This is a genomic window from Algoriphagus machipongonensis (assembly GCF_000166275.1).
GTDB lineage: Bacteria > Bacteroidota > Bacteroidia > Cytophagales > Cyclobacteriaceae > Algoriphagus > Algoriphagus machipongonensis.
In genome coordinates this window covers 3,798,450-3,819,589 of record NZ_CM001023.1, presented here as the reverse complement: position 1 = coordinate 3,819,589, position 21,140 = coordinate 3,798,450, and the positions used below count along the sequence as shown (strand labels likewise).

The 21,140-nt window shown below is 38.8% G+C and carries 20 protein-coding genes; 4 read left to right on the top strand and 16 right to left on the bottom strand.

Annotated features, from left to right (window positions below):
• Nucleotides 1–66 precede the first annotated feature (66 nt).
• The 9 genes from ALPR1_RS16090 to ALPR1_RS16050 form a co-directional block, all read right to left on the bottom strand.
• A complete protein-coding gene (locus tag ALPR1_RS16090; RefSeq protein WP_008202275.1) occupies nucleotides 67–1,629 on the bottom strand; it encodes a M81 family metallopeptidase in 1,563 nt (520 codons plus the stop codon).
• Between the two features lie 77 nt (nucleotides 1,630–1,706).
• Nucleotides 1,707–2,621, bottom strand: a complete 915-nt coding sequence (locus ALPR1_RS16085; RefSeq protein ID WP_008202273.1) for an alkaline phosphatase family protein — start codon at nucleotides 2,619–2,621, stop codon at nucleotides 1,707–1,709.
• 11 nt (nucleotides 2,622–2,632) lie between these two features.
• Nucleotides 2,633–2,974, bottom strand: a complete 342-nt coding sequence (locus ALPR1_RS16080; RefSeq protein WP_008202272.1) for an L-rhamnose mutarotase — start codon at nucleotides 2,972–2,974, stop codon at nucleotides 2,633–2,635.
• A 12-nt stretch (nucleotides 2,975–2,986) separates the two neighbouring features.
• Entirely contained in the window at nucleotides 2,987–3,802 is an 816-nt protein-coding gene (locus ALPR1_RS16075; RefSeq protein ID WP_008202271.1) for a sugar phosphate isomerase/epimerase family protein, read from the bottom strand.
• A gap of 1 nt (nucleotide 3,803) precedes the next feature.
• Nucleotides 3,804–4,826 carry a zinc-binding alcohol dehydrogenase family protein gene (locus ALPR1_RS16070; protein WP_008202270.1) on the bottom strand — a complete coding sequence of 341 codons (1,023 nt, stop codon included), beginning with the start codon at nucleotides 4,824–4,826 and terminating at the stop codon, nucleotides 3,804–3,806.
• A 12-nt stretch (nucleotides 4,827–4,838) separates the two neighbouring features.
• The gene (locus ALPR1_RS16065; RefSeq protein ID WP_008202269.1) at nucleotides 4,839–5,771 is read right to left on the bottom strand and encodes an aldo/keto reductase; all 933 of its coding nucleotides are present in this window, start codon (nucleotides 5,769–5,771) and stop codon (nucleotides 4,839–4,841) included.
• Between the two features lie 31 nt (nucleotides 5,772–5,802).
• Nucleotides 5,803–7,392, bottom strand: a complete 1,590-nt coding sequence (locus tag ALPR1_RS16060) for a sulfatase (RefSeq protein ID WP_008202267.1) — start codon at nucleotides 7,390–7,392, stop codon at nucleotides 5,803–5,805.
• A 94-nt stretch (nucleotides 7,393–7,486) separates the two neighbouring features.
• Nucleotides 7,487–8,215 (bottom strand): peptidylprolyl isomerase, encoded by a 729-nt coding sequence (locus tag ALPR1_RS16055; protein WP_008202266.1) that lies wholly within the window; start codon nucleotides 8,213–8,215, stop codon nucleotides 7,487–7,489.
• A gap of 22 nt (nucleotides 8,216–8,237) precedes the next feature.
• Nucleotides 8,238–10,475: an FdhF/YdeP family oxidoreductase gene (locus tag ALPR1_RS16050; RefSeq protein WP_008202263.1), complete on the bottom strand. Its 2,238-nt coding sequence runs from the start codon at nucleotides 10,473–10,475 to the stop codon at nucleotides 8,238–8,240.
• 234 nt (nucleotides 10,476–10,709) lie between these two features.
• Between ALPR1_RS16050 and ALPR1_RS16045 the strand changes: the two genes are divergently transcribed.
• Complete coding sequence (locus tag ALPR1_RS16045) at nucleotides 10,710–11,243, top strand: pyridoxamine 5'-phosphate oxidase family protein (protein WP_008202261.1); 534 nt, start codon at nucleotides 10,710–10,712, stop codon at nucleotides 11,241–11,243.
• Between the two features lie 86 nt (nucleotides 11,244–11,329).
• Here ALPR1_RS16045 and ALPR1_RS16040 read toward each other — a convergent pair whose 3' ends face one another.
• The 4 genes from ALPR1_RS16040 to ALPR1_RS16025 form a co-directional block, all read right to left on the bottom strand.
• Nucleotides 11,330–12,136 (bottom strand): metallophosphoesterase family protein, encoded by an 807-nt coding sequence (locus ALPR1_RS16040; RefSeq protein WP_008202259.1) that lies wholly within the window; start codon nucleotides 12,134–12,136, stop codon nucleotides 11,330–11,332.
• A 114-nt stretch (nucleotides 12,137–12,250) separates the two neighbouring features.
• Nucleotides 12,251–13,210 (bottom strand): NAD(P)-dependent alcohol dehydrogenase, encoded by a 960-nt coding sequence (locus ALPR1_RS16035; RefSeq protein WP_008202257.1) that lies wholly within the window; start codon nucleotides 13,208–13,210, stop codon nucleotides 12,251–12,253.
• A gap of 151 nt (nucleotides 13,211–13,361) precedes the next feature.
• A complete protein-coding gene (locus tag ALPR1_RS16030) occupies nucleotides 13,362–14,180 on the bottom strand; it encodes a class I SAM-dependent methyltransferase (protein WP_008202255.1) in 819 nt (272 codons plus the stop codon).
• 11 nt (nucleotides 14,181–14,191) lie between these two features.
• The gene (locus tag ALPR1_RS16025) at nucleotides 14,192–14,704 is read right to left on the bottom strand and encodes an OsmC family protein (RefSeq protein WP_008202252.1); all 513 of its coding nucleotides are present in this window, start codon (nucleotides 14,702–14,704) and stop codon (nucleotides 14,192–14,194) included.
• A gap of 388 nt (nucleotides 14,705–15,092) precedes the next feature.
• Between ALPR1_RS16025 and ALPR1_RS16020 the strand changes: the two genes are divergently transcribed.
• Nucleotides 15,093–15,647, top strand: a complete 555-nt coding sequence (locus ALPR1_RS16020; protein WP_040303769.1) for a DUF2911 domain-containing protein — start codon at nucleotides 15,093–15,095, stop codon at nucleotides 15,645–15,647.
• 1 nt (nucleotide 15,648) lies between these two features.
• Here ALPR1_RS16020 and ALPR1_RS16015 read toward each other — a convergent pair whose 3' ends face one another.
• Together ALPR1_RS16015 and ALPR1_RS16010 are read right to left on the bottom strand one after the other, a co-directional pair.
• Complete coding sequence (locus ALPR1_RS16015) at nucleotides 15,649–16,947, bottom strand: alpha/beta hydrolase family protein (RefSeq protein ID WP_008202249.1); 1,299 nt, start codon at nucleotides 16,945–16,947, stop codon at nucleotides 15,649–15,651.
• Between the two features lie 74 nt (nucleotides 16,948–17,021).
• Nucleotides 17,022–17,819 carry a M90 family metallopeptidase gene (locus tag ALPR1_RS16010; protein WP_008202247.1) on the bottom strand — a complete coding sequence of 266 codons (798 nt, stop codon included), beginning with the start codon at nucleotides 17,817–17,819 and terminating at the stop codon, nucleotides 17,022–17,024.
• 454 nt (nucleotides 17,820–18,273) lie between these two features.
• Between ALPR1_RS16010 and ALPR1_RS16005 the strand changes: the two genes are divergently transcribed.
• Both ALPR1_RS16005 and ALPR1_RS16000 read left to right on the top strand, forming a co-directional pair.
• Nucleotides 18,274–18,900 (top strand): hypothetical protein, encoded by a 627-nt coding sequence (locus ALPR1_RS16005; protein WP_008202246.1) that lies wholly within the window; start codon nucleotides 18,274–18,276, stop codon nucleotides 18,898–18,900.
• 298 nt (nucleotides 18,901–19,198) lie between these two features.
• Complete coding sequence (locus ALPR1_RS16000; RefSeq protein ID WP_008202244.1) at nucleotides 19,199–20,380, top strand: dicarboxylate/amino acid:cation symporter; 1,182 nt, start codon at nucleotides 19,199–19,201, stop codon at nucleotides 20,378–20,380.
• Here the strand turns inward: ALPR1_RS16000 and ALPR1_RS15995 are convergent.
• Nucleotides 20,377–21,066 carry a DUF5995 family protein gene (locus ALPR1_RS15995; RefSeq protein WP_008202243.1) on the bottom strand — a complete coding sequence of 230 codons (690 nt, stop codon included), beginning with the start codon at nucleotides 21,064–21,066 and terminating at the stop codon, nucleotides 20,377–20,379. The genes ALPR1_RS16000 and ALPR1_RS15995 overlap by 4 nt on opposite strands.
• Between the last annotated feature and the right edge of the window lie 74 nt (nucleotides 21,067–21,140).

The window sequence follows — 21,140 nt, the reverse complement described above, 5'->3', positions numbered from 1 at the left end:
TTAGGTAATGAATATAAAAAAAATGCTGTTCGGATTATGAACAGCATTTCTAAATAATTTTTACTTCTATTTCAATTCGTCAGAAGCTGGAATAAACCGAGTGCTTAAATCCGGGTTTTCCATATCCTTATCCAATGGAAACATAGGTCTATTGATGCGTTTATAGCCTAATCTCTCCAAGTCTTGGTCCACACCTCCTGGTGTCAAAGCCATAACCCAATCACCTCTCATATTATAAAGTTCAGGCACTAAATACCCTATTTTCACCATCACGATATCTGCTTCTCTTGGGTTTAATCCCAGTTCTGTGAAATCGCTTTCATTGTGATAGGGTTTACGTTTTTTGGTGACAATCACATGTGCCGAACCGACTCTTACCACAACTTCCACCTCTGCTGCACGATCACCTTCTTTAATAAACTCAACTGTTCCTTTTAAGGGTACAGGTGGAGCAAAGCGATCATCCACGGCCGCACCAGCGGTACCTTCCACCTCAGCGCCCACACCTGCTGCGATGGCTTTTTCTACAAACTCCGGACCTGGAATAGATGCGTAAATCAGGGTGGGGCCATTTGGTGACTTAAACTCTGGACGCTTCAAAACTTCTGTGATAGTCCAAGTGACATCTCCGGCACCACCGGCTGTAGGGTTATCACCCATGTCACTGATCATATATGGTTTTTTATCACTAGCCAAAGCCATTTTTAAACTCTCATCCAAAGTGGCAACAGGAGCCACGAATTCAAATTCATTTCTCACATCCCAAAAGCTATTGGCTAAATATTCAGCAGACTCTGATACTGCCTTCTCATCATCACCTGTGACCATGACTACAGCATGATTCCTTGGTTCATCTGCCCATGCATAACCAATCCATATGGCGGCATCAATGACTCCTTCTTTTTCAGTCTGGCTAGGGATTTTTGCATAGAGACTTTTTCCCGGGTCAATACGAGTACTGGTCTTTTCTCCAGGCAGAAGAATTGGAACTGGAATCCATGCTTTGTAGGCTGGTTTTCCTTTCCCACTTTCTAATCTGTCTAGCATATTTTCAACAGCCCTCTGCTTTGATTCCAAAGCGTCCTCATGCGGAGCCATTCTATAACAAGTGATTAAATCTGTGTTTTCGGCCAGTCTTTTTGAAACATTTCCATGTAAATCCATGGAAGTCGAAATCAAAGTTTCTGTTCCCACGATCTCTCGAACTTTTACAATGAAATCTCCCTCGGGATCATCCAATCCTTCCACACTCATTGCACCATGGATGTCGAAAAATAATCCATCATACGGAAGGTTTTCCTTTAACATTTCCAAAGTAACTCCAACTAATGAATCATAGGCTTCACGAGTGACAATTCCCCCAGGAATGGCATGGCCTCTCAAGGTTGGAAACCAATCTGCACGTGATTTGTCTACAGATCCTGAATCCAAAAATGGATAATAGCTAAATATCTCCTCGCCAACACGAGTTCTGAAGGCAGCTGCATCACTTGTAGCGGGAGAAAATGTACTTGATTCAATGGCTAATCCCGCAATGGCAATTCTAGGGAGGTCACTCTCCTTGGTTTCGGAATTGGTACATCCAAATGCCAGAAAAAGGGCAATAAGTCCAAAAATTGAGATTCTCATAAAGTTTTAAGGTTGGTGGTATTGAAATGTCGCATTGAACAGATCATTTGGGCTATACAAGTATGCGGTATTTTTCTCTATTTCTTAAATATTCCCTTCGGAGTTATACCAATGGCAGAGGGCTGCAATTCTTTTACTCCAAAAATATCGGCGATGATCCGGGCAGTATTGGCATTGCTATTTGGGGACTTAAAATTTTGGTCTTTTTTGATATTGGGCCCGGTGATAGCCCATGGAACTTCCATTTCTCCCATACTAAGCCCACCATGACCATTTCCTTTTCCTCCATGATCTGTGATCAGTAAGAAACTGGTATCCTTGAAAAGGTCTTCCGACTTCATGTTTTTAATGAAATCTCCGATTGCCTTATCAGCGGCTTCAATGGCTTTGATGTATTCTTTGGACATCCAGCCATTGCTATGTCCAGCATGATCTACATGAACTGTATAAAGAAAAATCAAAGTAGGAACCTCTTGATTGTCCTTGGAGAATTGTAGTGCCTTTTCATAGTTTTCCACATACTGATCATCTGCTTCAAAACTCACTTCGTCTAGATATTTCTGATTAAAAGAGTTGATCAAATTCCCCCAATTGTAATAAAATGCGGTCTTGATTTCAGGAGTCTGCTCTTTCAGGGTTTTGAAAATTGAGGGATAATAGCCCTCAGCATCACTCTCAATTGGGTTTAATTCATGCTCTTCTAAAGTCCATCCATTAAACGTCACTCCATGTTGCTCGGGACCTCCAGAGGTTAAGTGGCTCGTCCAATTTGGTAGGGTTACCGAGGGCATAACAGATCGGGTGTTGATGGATAAAACTCCGTCTGAAAATAACTTATCAATGTTTGGCGTTTTGGCTTTCTCTAGCCCTTCTACACTCAATCCATCGATACCAAAAATAAGAACGTGTTTGGGAGATTTAGCTTTTGGGGTGTAGCTGCTAAAAAATAGCAGTAAGAAACTGAAAGCAATTAAAGGGAACGTGTTTTTCATTTTGATTTATATTATTCGCCTGATTTAAATATTCTATTCATTAAGACCCATTTTTCACCCGGTTTAGCCCAAGGAATGGCTTTTTGGTATTTCCACATCAGTTTTTCCCATTCTTGGATTTTTGGGTTTTCAGCATCCTTTTTAGCTTTTTCCTCTAATGAGAAATCATCTCCGGCTTCCAAAATCATAAACATTCGGTTTCCAGTTCTGAAAATTTCAATGTTGCGTACCCCACAATCAAAATCGTGTTGGGTTACCTCTGGCCAAGCTTGTCCAGCAGCATGATACTGTTCGTATTCTTTGATCATTTCAGGATCATCTATTAAATCCAGGGTGAAGCAAAATTTCTTCATGGCAATTGGGCTTTATCTAAAGTATTTTTTGAATGATTGTATGGTTTGAGCCGCAGCTTCATCGGGACTAGGTTCGGGAAATGCCTCTGCCGAAATGTATCCTTCATAATTGATTGATTTGATTGCTTCTGAAACCGAGGACATCTCAGTATGTCCTAAACCTATTGGCTTCCTGTTACTATCTGCAAAATGAATATGTCCAATATGTGGGCCTGAGGCTAAGATGCTTTCAGAAATGTCTGCTTCTTCGATATTCATATGGAATAGATCTGCCAATAGCTTTACGCTTTTGGTGTCTAGCTTTTCAAGGAACTCTACTCCAGCTTTCATGGTGTTCATCAAATTGGTTTCGTACCGATTAAGTGGCTCATAAATCAGAAATGTCCCAGAATCATGAGCTTTTTTTCCCAGTACTTCCAGTGCTTCTGCCAACCAAGAAAGCGTTAATTCCCGATCCTTTGCTTCAAGTACATTCCCTTGCATGGAACCTATGATTGCAGGAGCTCCAAACTTTGCCCCGAATGAAATCATATCGGAAACAAAGGATATGGCTTTCTGACGAATTACGGGATCTGGGTCAGTTAAAGTCATTCCATGAATAACTTTTCCTGCTCCGGTACCTACTGCAGATAATTCAAGTTGGTACTGATCTAATAGTTCTTTTAACCGCCCTTCATCTATTGTATCCGATGCAGGTGTGAAAAGCTCCATCGCATCAAACCCAAGTTTGGAAGCTTTTTGCATGCTTGACTCCAGATCCTTCCAATAGATCCAGGGACCATAAGTTATTTGGGGTACTAAGGCAATCGTCGCTGAGGATTTAATCATGTTATTCTTGGTCAAAGTCAATCATTATTTTGGTGATACCGACAGGATTGGCATCCCAGTCAATCATAGTTTGTGGCGCTTCATCAATGCTTACGATTTTGCTTACTACCTCGTCAACAGGAAATCTTCCCGATTCCAGATACTGAATCACAATTGGAAAATCTCCTAAGCAGTTTCTGGATCCAAGGATTTCTATTTCCTTTTGTACAAATAGGGAAGTATTGAAGTCCACATCTTTTTTGGCGTAGCCAATACAAACAACCCGGCCTGTAAAAGCCACCTCTTCTACAGCAGCTCTATAAGTTGTAGGGCTTCCGACAGCTTCAATAATAACATCAGGTCCATCCTGATTGGTTATGGTTTGGAGAGTTTCATGAAGATCTACCTTACTTGGATTGATGGTATGAGCCACTCCGATTTTTTTGGCGATTTCCAATTTATTATCATCTAAATCAATAGCGATAACTTTTGCTCCTCTTTCTACAGAAGAAGCAATTGCCCCCATTCCAACGATTCCGCAACCCAAGACAGCGACACAATCTTCTTCATTTACTCGACCTCGTTCGGCTGCATGAAAACCTACTGTCAATGGTTCAGCAAGAGCTAACTCTTTGAGGGATAATTTTTCGGATGGGAAAACATCCTGATAGGGCACAGCTATGTATCGTGTCATCGCTCCCGGTCTCCTGACGCCCATAGTTTTATTGGTTTTGCAGCAGTTAGGTCTGCCTTTTCGACAAGCGACGCAGGTTCCACAATTTTGATAAGGGTAAACGGTGACTTTGGTACCAATGGAAAGGCTATCAGGTACATTTTCTCCAATTGCCTCTATGGTTCCTCCCACTTCATGTCCTATAATATTGGGGTATTCCTGCAAAGGGAAAAGACCTCTAAAACTATTTAAATCACCACCGCAAAATCCTACCATTCCAACTTTCACCAAGACTTCTTCTGAAGAGATATTTGGTTTTTCCACCTCTTGGATTTCAGTCTTTCCAACTTCAGTGATTACTAATGCTTTCATCATTTTTTAATTTTATAAGTTGTTTTCAGGCTTTCCTTCAAACCACATTTTGTTTTTTACTGGGGCTAATAAGTCTGTGATTTCATCCAGTAGCTCTGCAGGAATTTCAAAATCCACTGCTTCTAAATTCTTAGCCACAAGAGCTTTGTTATTCATCCCGACAATGGTGGAAGAAATGGCAGGGTGATCCATCGCATAACGCAAAGCAACGTCACTTAATCGGACTCCATATTTATTGCAAATAGCCAACAATTTAGGCTGCATAGCTTTCACTTCATCAGGTGATCTATGCCAATCCGGTAGTGGAGCGTCTGATAAAATTCGCTGCATCAATGGGGCAGCATTCATTAATCCAAAACCTTTTTCTTTAGAAAGTGGCACAAGTTCATCATTGATCTCATCTTCCAAGAGATTGTAATGAGCCCAAGAAAGTACAGTGTCTATTTCTACTTCCCTTGCTATTTGAGCTAAATATCTAACAGGAAGGCCTGTGATTCCTATGTATCTGGCTTTTCCACTGGATTTGATTTCTTCAATCGCAGGAATCGCTTCTTCCAGTATTTGGCTTTTGTCTACAAACTCTATGTCATGTAACTGAAGTAGATCTACGTAATCTGTTTTAAGTCTGGAAAGTGATTCGTCAATACTTTTTAAAATCCTCTTTTTGGAAAAATCAAACTCCTGGAGGCCATAACGGCCACATTTAGACGCTAGAAAAATCTCTTTCCTTTTTGATTCCAATGCTTTTCCAAGTCGTTCTTCAGCCAAAGTCAGCCCATAGAATGGAGAAACGTCATAGAAATTTATTCCATGATCAATGGCATGAGCGACTGTTTCCAAGGCTTCTTTTTCGGTGCATTCATCGAAAACATTACCTAGAGGGGAGGCTCCAAATCCAAGGATGGAAACCTCCATATCGGTTTTGCCCAGCTTACGATATTCCATAATCTATACGGGTTTTTTGGGTTTAGAATGATCAGTCTACGGTTTTACTTCCCCACCAATCTTTGTTAGGCTGAAAAGTTTTGGAAAGCATGTTTTTGCGTTGGTTTTCCAATCGCTGAATTAAATTGGTCTTGTAATTTTCTAAAACTATGGCTGCAGAATCTGGATTGTAGAGTGGATCTATATGCGCATAATTTGCTTGATTGGAATCCAACCATCCTAATAACTCTTTAGATAAAGAAGAGGCGATTTCTGGATTCTCTTTTATAAGGTCATTTACTTCACCGAGGTCATTGCCAAGGTTATACAGCTCCTCATGTCCATCTTCCCAATAATGGATTAACTTCCAATCTCCTTTTCTAATGCTCGAGTTAGGTTCACCTCCTTGATTACCATAATGAGGATAATGCCAATAGATGGATCTTTCCTCCAAGGTTCCTCCTTCTAATACGGGACGAATGCTCTGACCATCCAAAGGCTGCGAAATCTCATTTACACCAGCAAAATCAAGTAGAGTAGGATAAAAATCTACTCCACTAACTGGCGTATCATTTCTCTGTCCGTTGTTTTCAAGCCAAGGGACATAAATCATATAGGGTATTCTTGTTCCACCTTCCCATTGATAGCCTTTTCCTCCTCTTAATGGATCCAGGTTTGTAGAATAATTATCTCCTGAAACTACTCCTCCATTATCTGAGGTGAATACGATGATGGTGTTTTCGGATAAGCCCAATTTTTCTAGCTGATCTACAACGGCACCTACAGCTTCATCCATTTGCTCAATCAATCCGGCATACACTGGATTGTCCTGATACTTTCTAGCAGGTAAAACCCGCTCCATTTCAAACCCAGTTGAATCAATACCCATGGCTTCAGCCTTATTTCGGTACTTGGACCACTTTTCTTTTGAAGTTTGGATTGGGGCATGGACGGCATAGAATGAAAGGTAAGCTAGAAACTTCTCCTCTTTATTTTGCTCGATGAAGAGGTTAGTTTCTTTTGCTAATTTCATAGAAAGGCTGATTCCTTTTTCCTCCTCAAAATCCTCCATGAAAGGATTTTCAAATGGAGAGAAATAGCCTCCAGAATAAGGACCACCTACATGGTAGCCACCTTTGTTGATGTCAAACCCATGATCTGTAGGTAGTGAATTTTCTTCAGCAGATCCAAGATGCCATTTTCCCGCAAAGAAGGTTTTATAACCCTCCTGCTTTAAGGCCTCAGGCAGTGTTGTTATTTCTTTGGATAGTTGATGATTGTACTCAGCCGGGAGTAATTTGGAGTAGCGTTTGTAACTCCTCCAAGCTTCCCCTTGAGGAGCACCTATCCAATCAGTGATCCCATGAACAGCCGTAAATCTACCAGTCATTAAACTCGCTCTAGATGGGCTACAAACAGCAGAATTTGCATATCCATTCGTGAAAATCATTCCCTTCGATGCCACCTTATCTATGTTTGGTGTTTCATAAAATTCACTTCCCATAAAACTCACATCATTGTACCCAAGGTCATCCACTAGGATGAAAACAATATTTGGGTTACTTGGTGGTTCTGGATTTGACTTACAAGAGACCATTGCCAGACTGAAAATATAGAGAAGAAGAATTTTGGTTTGTTTCATAAAAAGAAAATTTCTCTTGAAATTACTGGTATTTAATTTGATTCAAAAGAACTAGAATGGGGAATGTTCTTTAGGTAAGAGTTTAGCCTGGAAATTATTTCAGTTTTTTGGGCTGGTTCAGTAAATACATTTTCATTCTGATGGGGTTTACGGGTTGATCTTTTTCATCTGTATCAGTTTCAGCAATCTTGTCTAATACATCATATCCTATTTCAAGTTTGCCGAAAACCGTGTATCCTCCATCCAGATGGGGAGTTCCTCCAGTCGATAAATAAAGTGCTTTTTGTTCATCGTTTAGAGTAAGTTCCCGCTCAATTATCAAACTGTCTAATTGAGATTTACGATAAGCTTTTCTTTGCACAATGTAGAACTGAGTGCTGCTGCTTGCCTTTTCGGGATTGTTGGTTCTTGCAGCTGCCAATGCTCCTCTTCGATGGTAAACGCCTTCTTCTATTCTGAATTCAGCGGGGATTAATTCTCCTTGATAGGGGTTTTCCTCTGGAGATAGCTTATGGCGACCTCCTTGGATCATAAAATCATTGATCACTCGGTGAAATTCCAGACTGTCATAATAGTTGGCTTTAACTTTTGAAATGAAATTATCCCGGTGGAGAGGTGTGATATTGAATAGCTGTACCATCATGTCCCCTTCGGATGTGGCAATTAAGACATGATAATAAGGGTCTTTTTTTGGGATCAATTCTTTAAAATACTCGATTTTTGAAATTTCCTCTGGAGAAAAATCTCCTAATATTTGATTGCTTTTACAAGCAGTAAAAATAAGGATGGCGAGGAGTAGGTGAGGTATTACTTTTGATTTCATGACTATCAAGGATGATGTTAATTCAGGGTTGATGAACTTTGATTTTAATGGATTTGCTAGCAGGAGTATTACTTTTTCGGGCTTTTATTCCTATCGGAACAAGCTCATTACACTCAGGAAAGTAGGTGGCAATGCACTTTTCAGGAATATTATAAGGGATAATAGTCAAACCTTCCACTTTCCTTAATTTACCCTGATATTCATTAAATAATGTAATGGGCTTTTCAACTTCAAGTTTCAGGTTCTTGATGTCTGATTGATTCATTAAAACAACTGTTCGGATGCCATAAATACCTCGATAGCGATCATCCATGCCATAAATGGTCGTGTTAAATTGATCATGGCTACGAATCGTCATCATCAGTAATTCATTCTCTTCTAATTGATTTTCTGAAAGGGAGTTGATCGTAAATCTAGCTTTACCAATATCATTTGGAAAATGGCCTTCCCTTGGTCCGTTAGGAAGCTCGAGTACATTATGATCTTTTATTTTCTTATTGAAGTCTTCAAAGCCAGCCACCGATTTAGCTATCAATTCTCGTATTTGATCATAATCATCTATCAATTGATTCCAATTGACTATTTCATTTCCAACTGTTTTCGAGGCGATTTGAGAAATGATGTGGGGTTCGCTAAGAAGAAAACCTGATCTTGGAGTTTGATTTCCCTGTGTGCTATGTACAAGACCCATGGAGTTTTCCACCGTCAATTTCTGAACGCCAGACTTTTCCTGAATGATGTCCGTTCTTCCTAAACAAGGGAGAATAAAACCAACTTCTCCATGATGTAAATGTGAGCGATTCAGTTTGGTGGAGACATGGATGGTCATTGCGCAGTTTTCTAGGGCAACTTGGGTAAAAGACGTGTCAGGGGCAGCGGAAAGTAGATTTCCACCCATAGACATAAAAACTTTGCCTGGCTCAGAGTGCATTAATTGGATGGAGTCAACTACATCCACTCCATGGTTTCTGGGGGGCTCAAAACCAAAAGTACTTGCCAATGAATCCAAAAACTGTTTACTTGGTTTCTCCCATATTCCCATGGTTCTATCTCCCTGCACATTGCTATGACCTCTCACCGGGCACGTGCCTGCGCCAGGTTTCCCTATGCTTCCTTTGAGTAAAAGGAGATTGACGATTTCCTGAATATTGTCCACAGCATTGACATGCTGTGTCAGTCCCATTGCCCAGCAAGCGATGATTTTGCTTCTGGAGGAAACTAGATTTACAAACTCTTCAATTTGTTCAGGTTCTAGTCCTGTCCTGAGAATCAAAGATTCCTCATCTAATTCCTCTAGTGATTGTTGGTAGGTTTCAAATCCGTCAGTTTTTGATTGGATAAAATCATGATCTAATATCGCCGGATCCTTTTTGGCGCGATCCATTAACTTCTTAGCAACAGCCTGAACAAGTGCTACATCTTCGTTGATTCTAACCTGCAGATATAAATCAGCAAGTGGTGCTCCTATTCCTAAAATTCCCGAAATGGACTGTGGGTCTTCAAAACTCAGTAAACCAGCTTCTTTGAGTGGATTGATAACTACGATTTTTGCGCCGTTTTCCTTCGCTTTTTTCAATGCCGAGAGCATTCTCGGGTGATTCGTTCCCGGGTTTTGGCCGAAGATCAAAATCAAATCTGATAAGTAAAAGTCCTCTAGCTTTACAGACCCTTTCCCAATTCCCAAGGTATGGCTTAATGCTACCCCACTTGATTCATGACACATGTTGGAGCAGTCAGGCATATTGTTGGTGCCAAATATCCTTACAAATAGCTGGTAGAGAAAAGCAGCTTCATTACTGGTTCTTCCAGAAGTATAAAATATAGCGTCATTTTTAGAGTTTAGCTTATTTAGCTGACTGGATACTTCCTCAAAAACCAATTCCCAAGAGACTGGTGAATAATGAGAATCTCCTTTTTTGATCCTCATAGGTTGGGTTAATCGGCCCTGATGCCCCAGCCAATAATCAGTTTGCTGCCGCATCTTTTGGATGCTGTTGTTTTTAAAAAAATCGGCATCAGCATTCTTATCCATTGCCTCTTCAGCGATAGCCTTTACGCCATTTTCACAGTACTCACCAAGACGAGACCTATGCTTGGGGTCAGGCCAGGCACAGCCAGGACAATCCACTCCTCCTTTTTGGTTTAAGGCACCAAGGATTCGGAAGGTTTTAGAAACCTTCATGGATTGGAAAGCCTTTTCCATAGCATGATAAATAGCTTTAGGGCCGGCTGCAGATGTGGCGGGTTTACCTGTTTTCATGACGGAGATAGAATACTAAAATTACGATAATTAAAGAAAGTACAGTCCCAATATCTCTAAAGGGTAATGAATTCAATTCCTCAGTTTGGGCAAAATTGACGGTGAATGCTAAACAGGACTCCTTTATTTTAATTCAAAATATGCCTCTCAAGCCTTTTGATCTGAATTTGGAGGTGTAAAAAGTATATGGCAAGCCCATTGCATTACAATAACTGAACATTTAAAAAAAGAATTATGGATACCTTAAATAAAGAAATAAAGCATAGCATTGAAAATTTGACTGGCAAAGAGGCAGTCAAAAAAATCAGAGAGATGGTGGATTCTTCTAGTTTGTGTTTTTTTCAAACTGAGGTTTCTTTTGATGATAGTCAATCAGCCCGTCCTATGAGTGTTCAGAAGTCTGATGAAGACGGTACCCTTTGGTTTCTAAGTGCTATTGATAGTGCAAAAAATGAAGAAATAAATAAGAATTCCCGAGCAAGATTGTTGTTTCAGAAGCCTAGTTCCATGGAGTTTTTAGAACTTCAGGGAAATGCAGAAATCAGCCAAAACAAAGAAATGATTCATGAATTATGGGATTCCATTGCCAAAAATTGGTTTCCGAAAGGAAAAGATGATCCTAGGATCTCTGTAATTAAATTTAATCCTCAGGCCGGACATTATTGGGGAACGAAGAATGGGGCTGGCTTGGCAGGTGTGAAGATGCTTTTTGGAATGATTACTGGAAAGCCAATGGATGTAGGAGTAGAAGGCGAATTGAAAATTTAATAATGCCCGAAAAATAAAAGTAACAAGCTATTTATCGATATAGTAAAGGATCCAAATACGTTTGGATCCTTTTTTATTTGTTGTCTTTAAAGTAAATGAGCATTTAAGACCGTACCTTCTTTTACAGATTTAAGGTAAGTGATTGTTTTTCCTTCCTCAGAAATTTCACAAACCCGGTAGGAGGGAAAGGGGTTTCCCCAACTTCCACCAAAATGTCCAGACCATAAGTAAGGTTTTTTCTGGTCCAGCATAATTCCGTCAACATCATGATCATGACCATGAAACGTTGCTTTTACATTGGGGTATTGGGCTATTAAATTGATTAGCGCTGCGCATTCTATTCCATGCCGGGTCCATTCTTTTTGGGAGATATGAATAAAGACAAAAACATGAGATAGGGAAGTAAAAGAATCCAATTTGGATTTTAGGAAATCGACATTTCCACAGAGATATTCGCCCTCTTCATTGGAAGCGCTAAGTAAGATGACCCCAGATCCATCTTTTGTTTGAAATGCATGGTCTTCTTTCGTGCCCCAAATTTCCTCCCAGACTTGGGATGATACCTTGTCATGATTTCCTCTAGACACATAATAGGGCGAATTCAATTTATCGTAAAAAGTTTTTACCTGTGGCATGAAGGCAGGTTCGTCATGTATTAAGTCCCCATTAAAAACTACAAAATCTACATTCTCTTCTTTGTTGATGGCGTTCATCAGATTATTATGTGAACTTGTATAATCAGTGTCTGGTTGCCCAAAATGGCCATCTGAAGCGGTGATGAACTTTAATCGAGGAGCTCGAAAAGGTAAATCCTTTCCAAAGCTTGTCAGAGGCAATGCTACAGCTACTGAAGAAAGCAAGGAGATTTTTTGTAGGAAGGGTCGACGTTTCACATGAATATATTTTAAGAGAAGAAAGTTATTGAACTTATGCGAGGGCTAAATATTTTCCTTATTACGGTTGGGTTAACATTCGTTCAGTTTTAATTAACAGAATTCTTGAATTAATTAGTCGTGATTAATGATCACATTTCCAGTTTTATTCCCAGATAGAACATATTTATAGGCTTCAGAGATTTCTGATAGAGGATATTCCCGATCGATGACAGGTTTAAATTTTCCTGATTTTAATAAGTTGATGATGTAAGGCATCGTCTTTTTTTGACTAAAGGGTATGGGGAAAACCACTTTTTTATTTTTACGGAATTTTGATGCAAGAGAGTAAAATATATTTTCTGCTTTTGGCCCTAATTCAGAAGAAATGTAGATTCCTTTTTCCTTTAAGATCGGTTTGCATGCCCCAAAGGTACTTTTTCCGACAGAGTCAAAAATATAATCATAGGATTCTTCTGTTTTGGTAAAATCTTCCTTCGTGAAGTCAATGATTTTGTCCGCTCCTAGTTTTTTTATTAAATCAATGTTTTCTGTGTTGCAGGTGGCTGTTATTTCAATATCAAACTGTCTGGAAAATTGAAGTAAAGCTGATCCTATTGCTCCTGTGGCCCCATTGATCAGTACTTTTTGTCCAGGCTGGATATCTACATAATGAATGAAAGAGTAAGCATAGTGTGCACCTTCCAGTCCAGCGACTGCTTGTTTAAAGTCTATGGAGTCCGGAATTGGCAAAAGGTAATCTTTTTTAACGCAGACAAATTCAGCCTGGGATTCTAATCCCATATCATAAAAGCCAAATACTCGGTCTCCTTTTTTAAAGTTTCCGGCTAAAAATCCTGATTCCATTACCACTCCCGAAAAATCAGTTCCAATAATGATTTTACTCGGACTTGAATATCCCAGCATTAACTTCATTATAAATGGTTCGCCAGTTAAGTTCGCGCAATCTGTACGGTTGACAGTATTTGCTTTCACCTGAACTATGACCTCATCCTCCTTGGGTATTGGTTTATTCAAGTTTTCAATAAAAATAGCCTCTTGGTTTCCGTAGTTTCTTCTTACTGCAGCTTTCAAAGAATTTTTTGTTTAAAAATAATAGTTGAACACTTTCAATGGACTAGAAAGATTTTAAATGTTAACCATATATCCAAAGAATGTGATAATTCATGTGATTCTAATCTCAATTTACAAGTCCTTGATCTCTAGTGATGAAAAATGGTACTGATTAATTTTTAACGCCACTTGCTACAACAAATTCCCCAGGAATATCATAGCCATTTGCTGTTTTAAATGCTTGAATAGACTCAATGTATTCTCTATGAGCATCTTCTTTGTTTTTATCATCGAACCTAGAATAGGCCATGGCTACAGGTCCGCCCATGAAAGATGCTTGACAAGCTTCTTCTTCGTTAGGATAATGGAGGGTGACTTCTATTTTTTGAATTGAAACATCTTTAAATCCAGCTTTCTGAAAAGGAAGTTTTATCACATCTTTTTCTCCCAGATTAAAAAACATAGGACAAACATCGGAGCTTACACGGGCATCTACAATTGGAAAAATTTCCGCCCAACCACATTTTTTCCTGGACCCCCAAATTGCAACTGCACATCTGCCTCCGGGTTTCAATACTCGATACATTTCCGACAAAGCTTTATCAGGATCGGGAAAATACATGATTCCCAAAGCACATGTTACCAGATCAAAAATCCCACTATCGATAGATAGGTTTTCGGCATCCATTCTCCTAAATTCCACATTCGATAAGCTTTTAGATGAGGTTAAGTTATTGCCAATTTTTACCATTTCATCAGAAAGATCTGTTGCTAAGATGTTACCCTTAGAACCAACCTTCTCTGCCATTTTAAAAGTTATCAAACCAGTCCCCGCTGCTATATCTAAAATAGATTCGCCTTTTTTCACCTGGGCGGATTCAAGCAACAAATCATGAGCAGGTTTTAGCTGTTGCTCCCAACTCTTTTCGTAGAATTCTGAAGCCTTATCCCATCCATATCTTTGAACTCTCCTTTGCAAATCTGGATTCATAATATTGGGGTCTAAGTAGTTTTAATTTCTAGTTCCCGAACGCAGTTTTGTGCTCTAGAGAATACATCTAGATAAGGGCTATGCTTATCTCCCTCATTAATTGCATTCTCAACATCTTCCTTGCGAGAAGGGCTGACTACTTTCACATGATACTTAATTTCTGTGTATCCAGGAGGAGAATCCGAAGTGTCAAATAATGCCCCATCATCAAATTTAGTTACTATATGAACCTCCAGACTGTCAATGATCACATCTAGTCTTGAAGCCCACATCATATAACCAATCGCAAGGCAACTGCCCAAAGCAGCTCTGCCCAAGACTCCAGCTGTAGGTCCAGTTTCATTACCTCCAACTTGGCTAGGCATATCGGTTTTGAGGACATAATCTCCTTCTCGGCTTTCACAAGAGAGACCGGAAATAATACGGGTTTTTGAAACTTTTACCCCAATTCCCATGGAGGGTTTTAAAATGAGGGCTTTTTGGGTTCGGATAAACTTGCTTTTGATTTCTTCTTGTTGTTTCATTTGATGGAAATATTTAAAAATCAGAAAAGTAGAATTGACGAACGAGATTCGTGAAAATTCAATTCTTCCCGGTAGAAAATCAGATTCCCAAATGCAGGAAACTAAAATCAAATTGTACTCTCTATGGAGTACAATACCTGCTAGCGAAACAATCCATCAAATATGAAATATGCCATTCATCTAAATAGAAAAAATCATAAATGTGAATGTGAATTATTATTTAATTTATATAGAAAATTCGAGGTGTCCAAAATGTGTAAGTTGTATAAGACCGATGAACTATGTAAAAAAAATCAGATTTAAAGCCCTTTGTTATACAGACTACAAAGGTTACAATGGATTATTTGAAATAAATAGATACTTTTCAAATGGATTAAATATAAAAGCAATGAAAAAAATTATCTTTTCTTTATTTATGATTTTTGGCCTTGGCTATTTCAGCAATGCGCAGTCGTTTAGAGGTCCAGACAAAAGCCCCATGGATGTAGCGTATTTACCCGATAATTTCGCTCATGATCGCAAAGCGGGAGAGGAAGTTGTGGCAAAAGTATATTACAGCAGACCTAACAAGGCAGATAGAGTTGTTTTCGGTGGGATAGTTCCATTCGGTAAAGTTTGGAGAGTTGGAGCCAATGAGGCGGTGGAGTTTAAAGCTTTTCAGGATATCACCCTAGGAGGCAAAGCACTTTCTGCGGGTACCTATTCTTTGTTTGCTATTCCTAATGAGGGAGAGTGGACCATCATTATCAATTCTGACTTAGATTATTGGGGCGCATTTAAATACGATGAAAGTAAAGATGTTCTTCGAATTTCTGTTCCAAGCAAGTCTATTGAGGAACCTATTGAATCATTTTCCATCCGATTTGAGGAATCAGAAGCAGGTAAAGGTGTGATGCGAATGGGTTGGGATAAGACTATGGTAGAAATACCTGTTTCCTATTAATTCATAGGTATTTCTTCATAAACTGGATGAAAACTGGATAATCAGAAGGAACTGTACCATGTCCCCCGTCATGCATATAATAGCCTAATTTATTGTCTAAAAGATTAGTGTCTCCAGCCGCTGGCATGTCTTTTCCTTCTGGTCCATTTTCTCCAAACAATTGGTATACTTTACTTGCTTCTTGAGCTGCAAGAAACTCTCCTTTTGGGTCAGACCAAAAATCTGTATCTCCAGTCTGAAGCAATAAGGGTCTTGGAGCAATCATGGCCACAAGCGAATGCGCATCGAAGGGGAAGTCTTCTAGATGAGTGGAATATTCGTGGTAATTGGGAGCAAACTGGTAAGCATACCTAGAAGGAGAGGACATGTGTTTGATGTTTTCTCCATAATCTCTTCTGGCTAAAGCTGCTCCTCCTTCACCAGAGCAACTGGCTATGATCATTTTGTAGCGGGTGTCTCTAATTCCTGTCCATAGGACTGTTTTTCCAAGTCTGGAAACCCCCATTAAAGCAATTCGATTTTCATCGATATCATTATCCTTTTCAAAATAATCCATGGCTCTGCTTAAACCCCAAGACCAAGCAGAGATCGTTCCCCACTCATCTGGTTGAATACCAGTTTCTCCATCTTTTAGAAATTCTTTTCTGATTCCAAAGTCAAAGCCATCTTTAAAATCTGGATCAATATCCCCATAATAAACAGTCGCAAACCCATAGCCTTCATCGATGAACTGTTCCACATTCGTTGCTCGGAATCTACCGGGTTGATCGGCTTTTACTTTTACGCCATCTCGGTTCCAAATTTCACCAATTTTCACAGCAGGATCATCAACAGATTGATTATTGGCAGAAAATGATATCGTGAAGAAAATCGGAGTTTTCTTAGTAGAATTTTTAGGTAAATAGATCAGCAAATCCATTGGATGATCTTTGCTGTCTTCTGTCAAATACACCCTGATTTGTTTTCGGGTTGCTTTTCCATCAAATGCTACTCCATCTTTTTCTAAAACGTCAAATGCTGTTTTTTTAGGAGCAGGGGGAGTTTTGCCGTATTGGAGTTCAGCGACTGCCCTTAATAGCTCAGGTCTCCTTTTATTCATCCATGTTTTGGAGTCTTTGACTGCTTGCCCATTTTCCATTTCTAGAAGCTTAGGTAAAGTGTAAGGAGGAATGGCATCTTCGTTGTAATTGACAGGGAATCCAGCGACTGTGTCGGGCGGGGTGTTGTTTTGTGAATAACTAGTTAAGCTTAAGCTGAATAGGAAAAAGCAGCTTAGTATTCTTTTAGAAAAATGCATCATCTAACAGATTTTGGGTTTCTTGTTTAATAAACTAAGATCTTTCTAAGATACTATCCTGAGCTGTGTTGTTCCCATTAATTTCGTTTAGCCAGATCATTTTGAAAGACCTGAGATAGAATTCTATAAAGTTCTGGATGCTTTTTTTGAAACAGCTTAGGCCTCTCGAAAAAATACTCACTTACTACGGCCAAAAACTCTTGATTATTTGTTGCCCCATAAGGGTTTATATCACTTTTACCGGAGAGAATTTCAGATGTATTTGACTTGATAAGATGTAACCAGGGTAAAACGGACTGGTTTTTCATAATGATTGCAGGAATGCCATCAATTGAACCATCTTGTTTATCAAACAGGTGGACGAATTCATGAATACCAACATTGAATTTGTCACTTCTATTTTCAAATCCTTGGCGAAGGGCAGGTTTAGAGAATATAACCACATTATTCATAGGACCGCCACTTCCTACCATGCCAGAGGTATACCTGTGGTCTCCAGTGAAATCAAATTTCTCAGTAAATAAGTCAGGGTATAGAAGCACTTCGCAAAGGTTTTTGTACTCCCACTCTGGAAATCTAAAAATTGGGATCACAGCACTACTTGCTACCAAGAGACGATCTTCATCAGTCACTTCACATTTCACTCCGGTAATTCTGATTCGCTTAAGAAACCTCTGAATATCTGCTTCAAAAGTGGACTTTTCTTCTGGGCTGAGTCTGGAATAAAATTGAACTTCTGATTCCAAAAACCTTCTCCATTTTTCGGGAAATAGTTCGGGGACTTTTAGTCCGCTCTTTTTAACTTTTGATTTATAAATAGTCCAAACGAGGAGGACAACAAGGAAAATGGCAAATAGTAGAGTGAAAATTTTCAAGGGTGTATTTTAGGGGTTTGGATTTTCCACAAGTTAGGAAGTTATAGTTTTTTTAGGTCTTTGAATAAGTGAAAGAATTCAAGATTTGCCGAAATACGGCCATGATCAATGTTAATTCAATTTCGAGGTTAAACCTTTTAATAATCAAATGATATCTAAGATGTGGAGATTAGGAATCATTAAAAACAATAGTAGCACCTAGATTAGGTAATGTAATGATTGGTTAGTTATAAAAAAGATTTCATTTTTAATTATTAAAAATATCTAATTGATTTATCTAATAATCGTATTGTATAATAATTAGAATGCTTTTATTAAGTTAAATCGATTCTTTTTCATAAAGTGATAATGCTGCTAAAAATTATTTTATATTCAAAAAAATGTATTTCATGGTTTAATTGAGCTGTTTTGTACTATATTGAAATAGATTATTTTTAACATTAATATATTTTATATGAAAAATTTTAAAATTGTTTTACTCTTACTTGCCGTGGTTTTTTATTCCTGTAGCAATGTAGATTTTGTCAATGATGATGTAAATGCTGAATCGGAAGTTCTATCAGCAGAGAAAGACTTTTCTTTAAAGTCAACAGACAAACTTATTTCAGGAAATTCTTTGAGATTGAGCAATGGAACTCAAAAAATTAATGATAATCAGGTTGACCTTAGTTTAATTAGGGGAGAAAGTGTCCGAATTCCTGCTTTACCTGGAGAAGATACCCCTGTTGAAGTTCCAATGGGGTCTTGGGCGACTATCAATTTTACCTTACAGGGTATCTTAAATGAAGGGGAATGTTTAGGGAGTTTAACGGAAGAGCAGATAAGCTCTATCATGGCGGATGCTGAGGCATTTATTGAAGATAATGGATTTTCAATACACTTTAACGGGGAGGAAATTGATGTATTATCTAATTTCAGATCAGACAGAATAAGAATTGTAACAAATAATGATGGAAATTGTCAGTATATACTTCCATTTAGATATTATGTACATCCGCAAGCCAAAGGAGATTATACTCTTACTACTATGGTTGATGGAATTGAGTATTCTAGAACGATCTCTTGGGTTGAAGGGATATAATGAATCAGAAATTATTATATCAAAGGCGCTCTGTAAATAGAGGGATATCTTAGTTTATTAGAGTCCAAAAAATTGATTGATTTTTAAGCGGTGTTGTGTCTCAAAGGGCACACACCGCTTTTTTTGTTTTCATTTTGATGTCAAGTTTTTGATTCAGTTTATAGGGAGAAGCAGAGTTTGGATAAAAAGCCCTTCTTAATTATTTCAAGACCATTGGTCTCTTCAAAGACATTCCTTTTATCTTAGCAAGCTCAATTGAAAACCAGAAAGCTGGAAAGCGAATCAATTAACATCGAAAATGAAGCAGTTATTCTCCAATTTACTTTTCAAAGTATTTATAGCCATCGTATTAGGAATTGTTTTTGGACTGTTTTTACCGGAATCTATCAATAGGATTTTTGCCACCTTCAATGCCTTTTTTGGTCAGTTTCTGAATTTCGCCATTCCCCTTATTATCCTGGGTTTAATCATGCCTGCCATTTCTGATCTCGGAAAAGGAGCAGGGAGATTATTGCTGCTTACCGCGGCTATTGCCTATGGTTCAACCCTGTTTTCTGGCTTTATGAGTTATTTTACCTCTTCGACGATTTTTCCTTCTTTATTGGCTTCCCATGTCAATGAAGCTGCAGAAGTGACCGAAGGAGGAAATGATTTAGTGCCTTATTTCAGTATTACAATCCCAGCTGTGATCGACGTGATGTCTGCTTTGGTCTTAGCATTTGTCATAGGCCTTGGGCTTTCATATCAGGAAAATTCTACCTTGAAAAAAGTGGTGAAGGACTTTGAATCCATCATCATGCAGGTGATTGAGAATGTGATCATTCCACTTTTGCCCATCTTTATTCTAGGGATTTTCGCTAACATGGCGTTCAGCGGTCAGGTTTATTCGATCCTTTCCGTTTTCTTAAATATCATCGGAGTCATTTTTGCCATGCATATCTTCCTGTTGATCCTTCAATATGTAATCACAGGTGCAATCGTCAAAAAGAATCCATTGAAGCTATTGGCAACCATGATGCCTGCATACTTTACAGCCTTGGGAACGCAGTCTTCTGCTGCTACAATACCAGTGACTTTAGAGCAAGCAGAAAAGAATGGAGTATCTCCGAAAATAGCCGGGTTTGTAGTTCCGCTTTGTGCGACGATTCACCTTTCTGGGAGTATCATGAAAATCACTGCTTGTGCGATGGCTTTGATGATCTTGGAAGGTGTTCCATTTAATTTTGGGATGTTTGCAGGCTTTATTTTTATGTTGGGAATTGCCATGGTAGCAGCGCCTGGTGTGCCAGGAGGAGCGATTATGGCAGCAATAGGCGTTCTTCAGTCCATGTTAGGATTCAACGAAGAGATGATTGGTTTGATGATTGCGCTTTACATTGCCATGGATAGCTTTGGTACAGCTTGCAACGTGACTGGAGATGGGGCAATTTCCTTGGTGGTGGATAAAATCACTGAAAGCCGATCCGGTGTAAAAAGTTAAAAATCCAAGGCAATTAATTTATTTCGTTTCAAAACGCTATTCTCAAGTTTTAATCTTAAAACTTCTCTCTTTTCATCAGTGGAAGTACCCAGTAATACACAGGCTTGATCCCAAACTTCTTGACGCCAGTTTGTGATCAATTTTGAGAGAAGGTATTCATCCACTCTCCCAAAAGCATTGTCAATCCAACTCATAACTGGATCCGAGGGACTCAGTAATTCATCTTGAACTTGATCGATACTTGCAGCAATAATCTCGTTTACCTTGCAGTGATCCTGATATCGGAGGATCTGTTCTTTTTTGCTTAGCTGCCACCATTCCTCGAGTAGCATGTCATATAAAGTGAGTACCAAATCATAATTGATATGTGCATTTACTCCCATCAGGAGATATTGAACATTTCGAAGATCCTTTTCAGAAGTAAATTGATGGACTTCCTGCCATACTTTTGAGGGCTTTTCCCCGCAGTCATAGCAATACAAAGCATCAAAATAATAGTCAGCAAATCGATGAAGTAACTGTGTGATCCAATCAGGATCGTGAAAACCACCTTGATTTATAGCTTTGAGCATGTTGAAAGTCATCAACCGGTAGCAACTTAAAAACACCTGTCTGGAATCATTTGATTTTTGCCAGCCCTCAAGCAAAAAGTCCATTCTTTCTATTACCTTGAATTGTTTGGACATGGATTATTTTTTATAAAGTTTGGGACTGTTTGGTTATTGAAAATTAATATATAAAAATAGGAGGTACTTATTAA

Coding starts and splice junctions, on each gene's coding strand:
- ALPR1_RS16075 (WP_008202271.1), bottom strand. CDS start 3,802: ATGATTAAATCCTCAGCGACGATTGCCTTAGTACCCCAAATAACTTAT.
- ALPR1_RS15995 (WP_008202243.1), bottom strand. CDS start 21,066: ATGTCCAAACAATTCAAGGTAATAGAAAGAATGGACTTTTTGCTTGAG.
- ALPR1_RS16085 (WP_008202273.1), bottom strand. CDS start 2,621: ATGAAAAACACGTTCCCTTTAATTGCTTTCAGTTTCTTACTGCTATTT.
- ALPR1_RS16020 (WP_040303769.1), top strand. CDS start 15,093: ATGAAAAAAATTATCTTTTCTTTATTTATGATTTTTGGCCTTGGCTAT.
- ALPR1_RS16045 (WP_008202261.1), top strand. CDS start 10,710: ATGGATACCTTAAATAAAGAAATAAAGCATAGCATTGAAAATTTGACT.
- ALPR1_RS16030 (WP_008202255.1), bottom strand. CDS start 14,180: ATGAATCCAGATTTGCAAAGGAGAGTTCAAAGATATGGATGGGATAAG.
- ALPR1_RS16080 (WP_008202272.1), bottom strand. CDS start 2,974: ATGAAGAAATTTTGCTTCACCCTGGATTTAATAGATGATCCTGAAATG.
- ALPR1_RS16050 (WP_008202263.1), bottom strand. CDS start 10,475: ATGAAAACAGGTAAACCCGCCACATCTGCAGCCGGCCCTAAAGCTATT.
- ALPR1_RS16070 (WP_008202270.1), bottom strand. CDS start 4,826: ATGAAAGCATTAGTAATCACTGAAGTTGGAAAGACTGAAATCCAAGAG.
- ALPR1_RS16015 (WP_008202249.1), bottom strand. CDS start 16,947: ATGATGCATTTTTCTAAAAGAATACTAAGCTGCTTTTTCCTATTCAGC.
- ALPR1_RS16060 (WP_008202267.1), bottom strand. CDS start 7,392: ATGAAACAAACCAAAATTCTTCTTCTCTATATTTTCAGTCTGGCAATG.
- ALPR1_RS16005 (WP_008202246.1), top strand. CDS start 18,274: ATGAAAAATTTTAAAATTGTTTTACTCTTACTTGCCGTGGTTTTTTAT.
- ALPR1_RS16090 (WP_008202275.1), bottom strand. CDS start 1,629: ATGAGAATCTCAATTTTTGGACTTATTGCCCTTTTTCTGGCATTTGGA.
- ALPR1_RS16065 (WP_008202269.1), bottom strand. CDS start 5,771: ATGGAATATCGTAAGCTGGGCAAAACCGATATGGAGGTTTCCATCCTT.
- ALPR1_RS16000 (WP_008202244.1), top strand. CDS start 19,199: ATGAAGCAGTTATTCTCCAATTTACTTTTCAAAGTATTTATAGCCATC.
- ALPR1_RS16055 (WP_008202266.1), bottom strand. CDS start 8,215: ATGAAATCAAAAGTAATACCTCACCTACTCCTCGCCATCCTTATTTTT.
- ALPR1_RS16025 (WP_008202252.1), bottom strand. CDS start 14,704: ATGAAACAACAAGAAGAAATCAAAAGCAAGTTTATCCGAACCCAAAAA.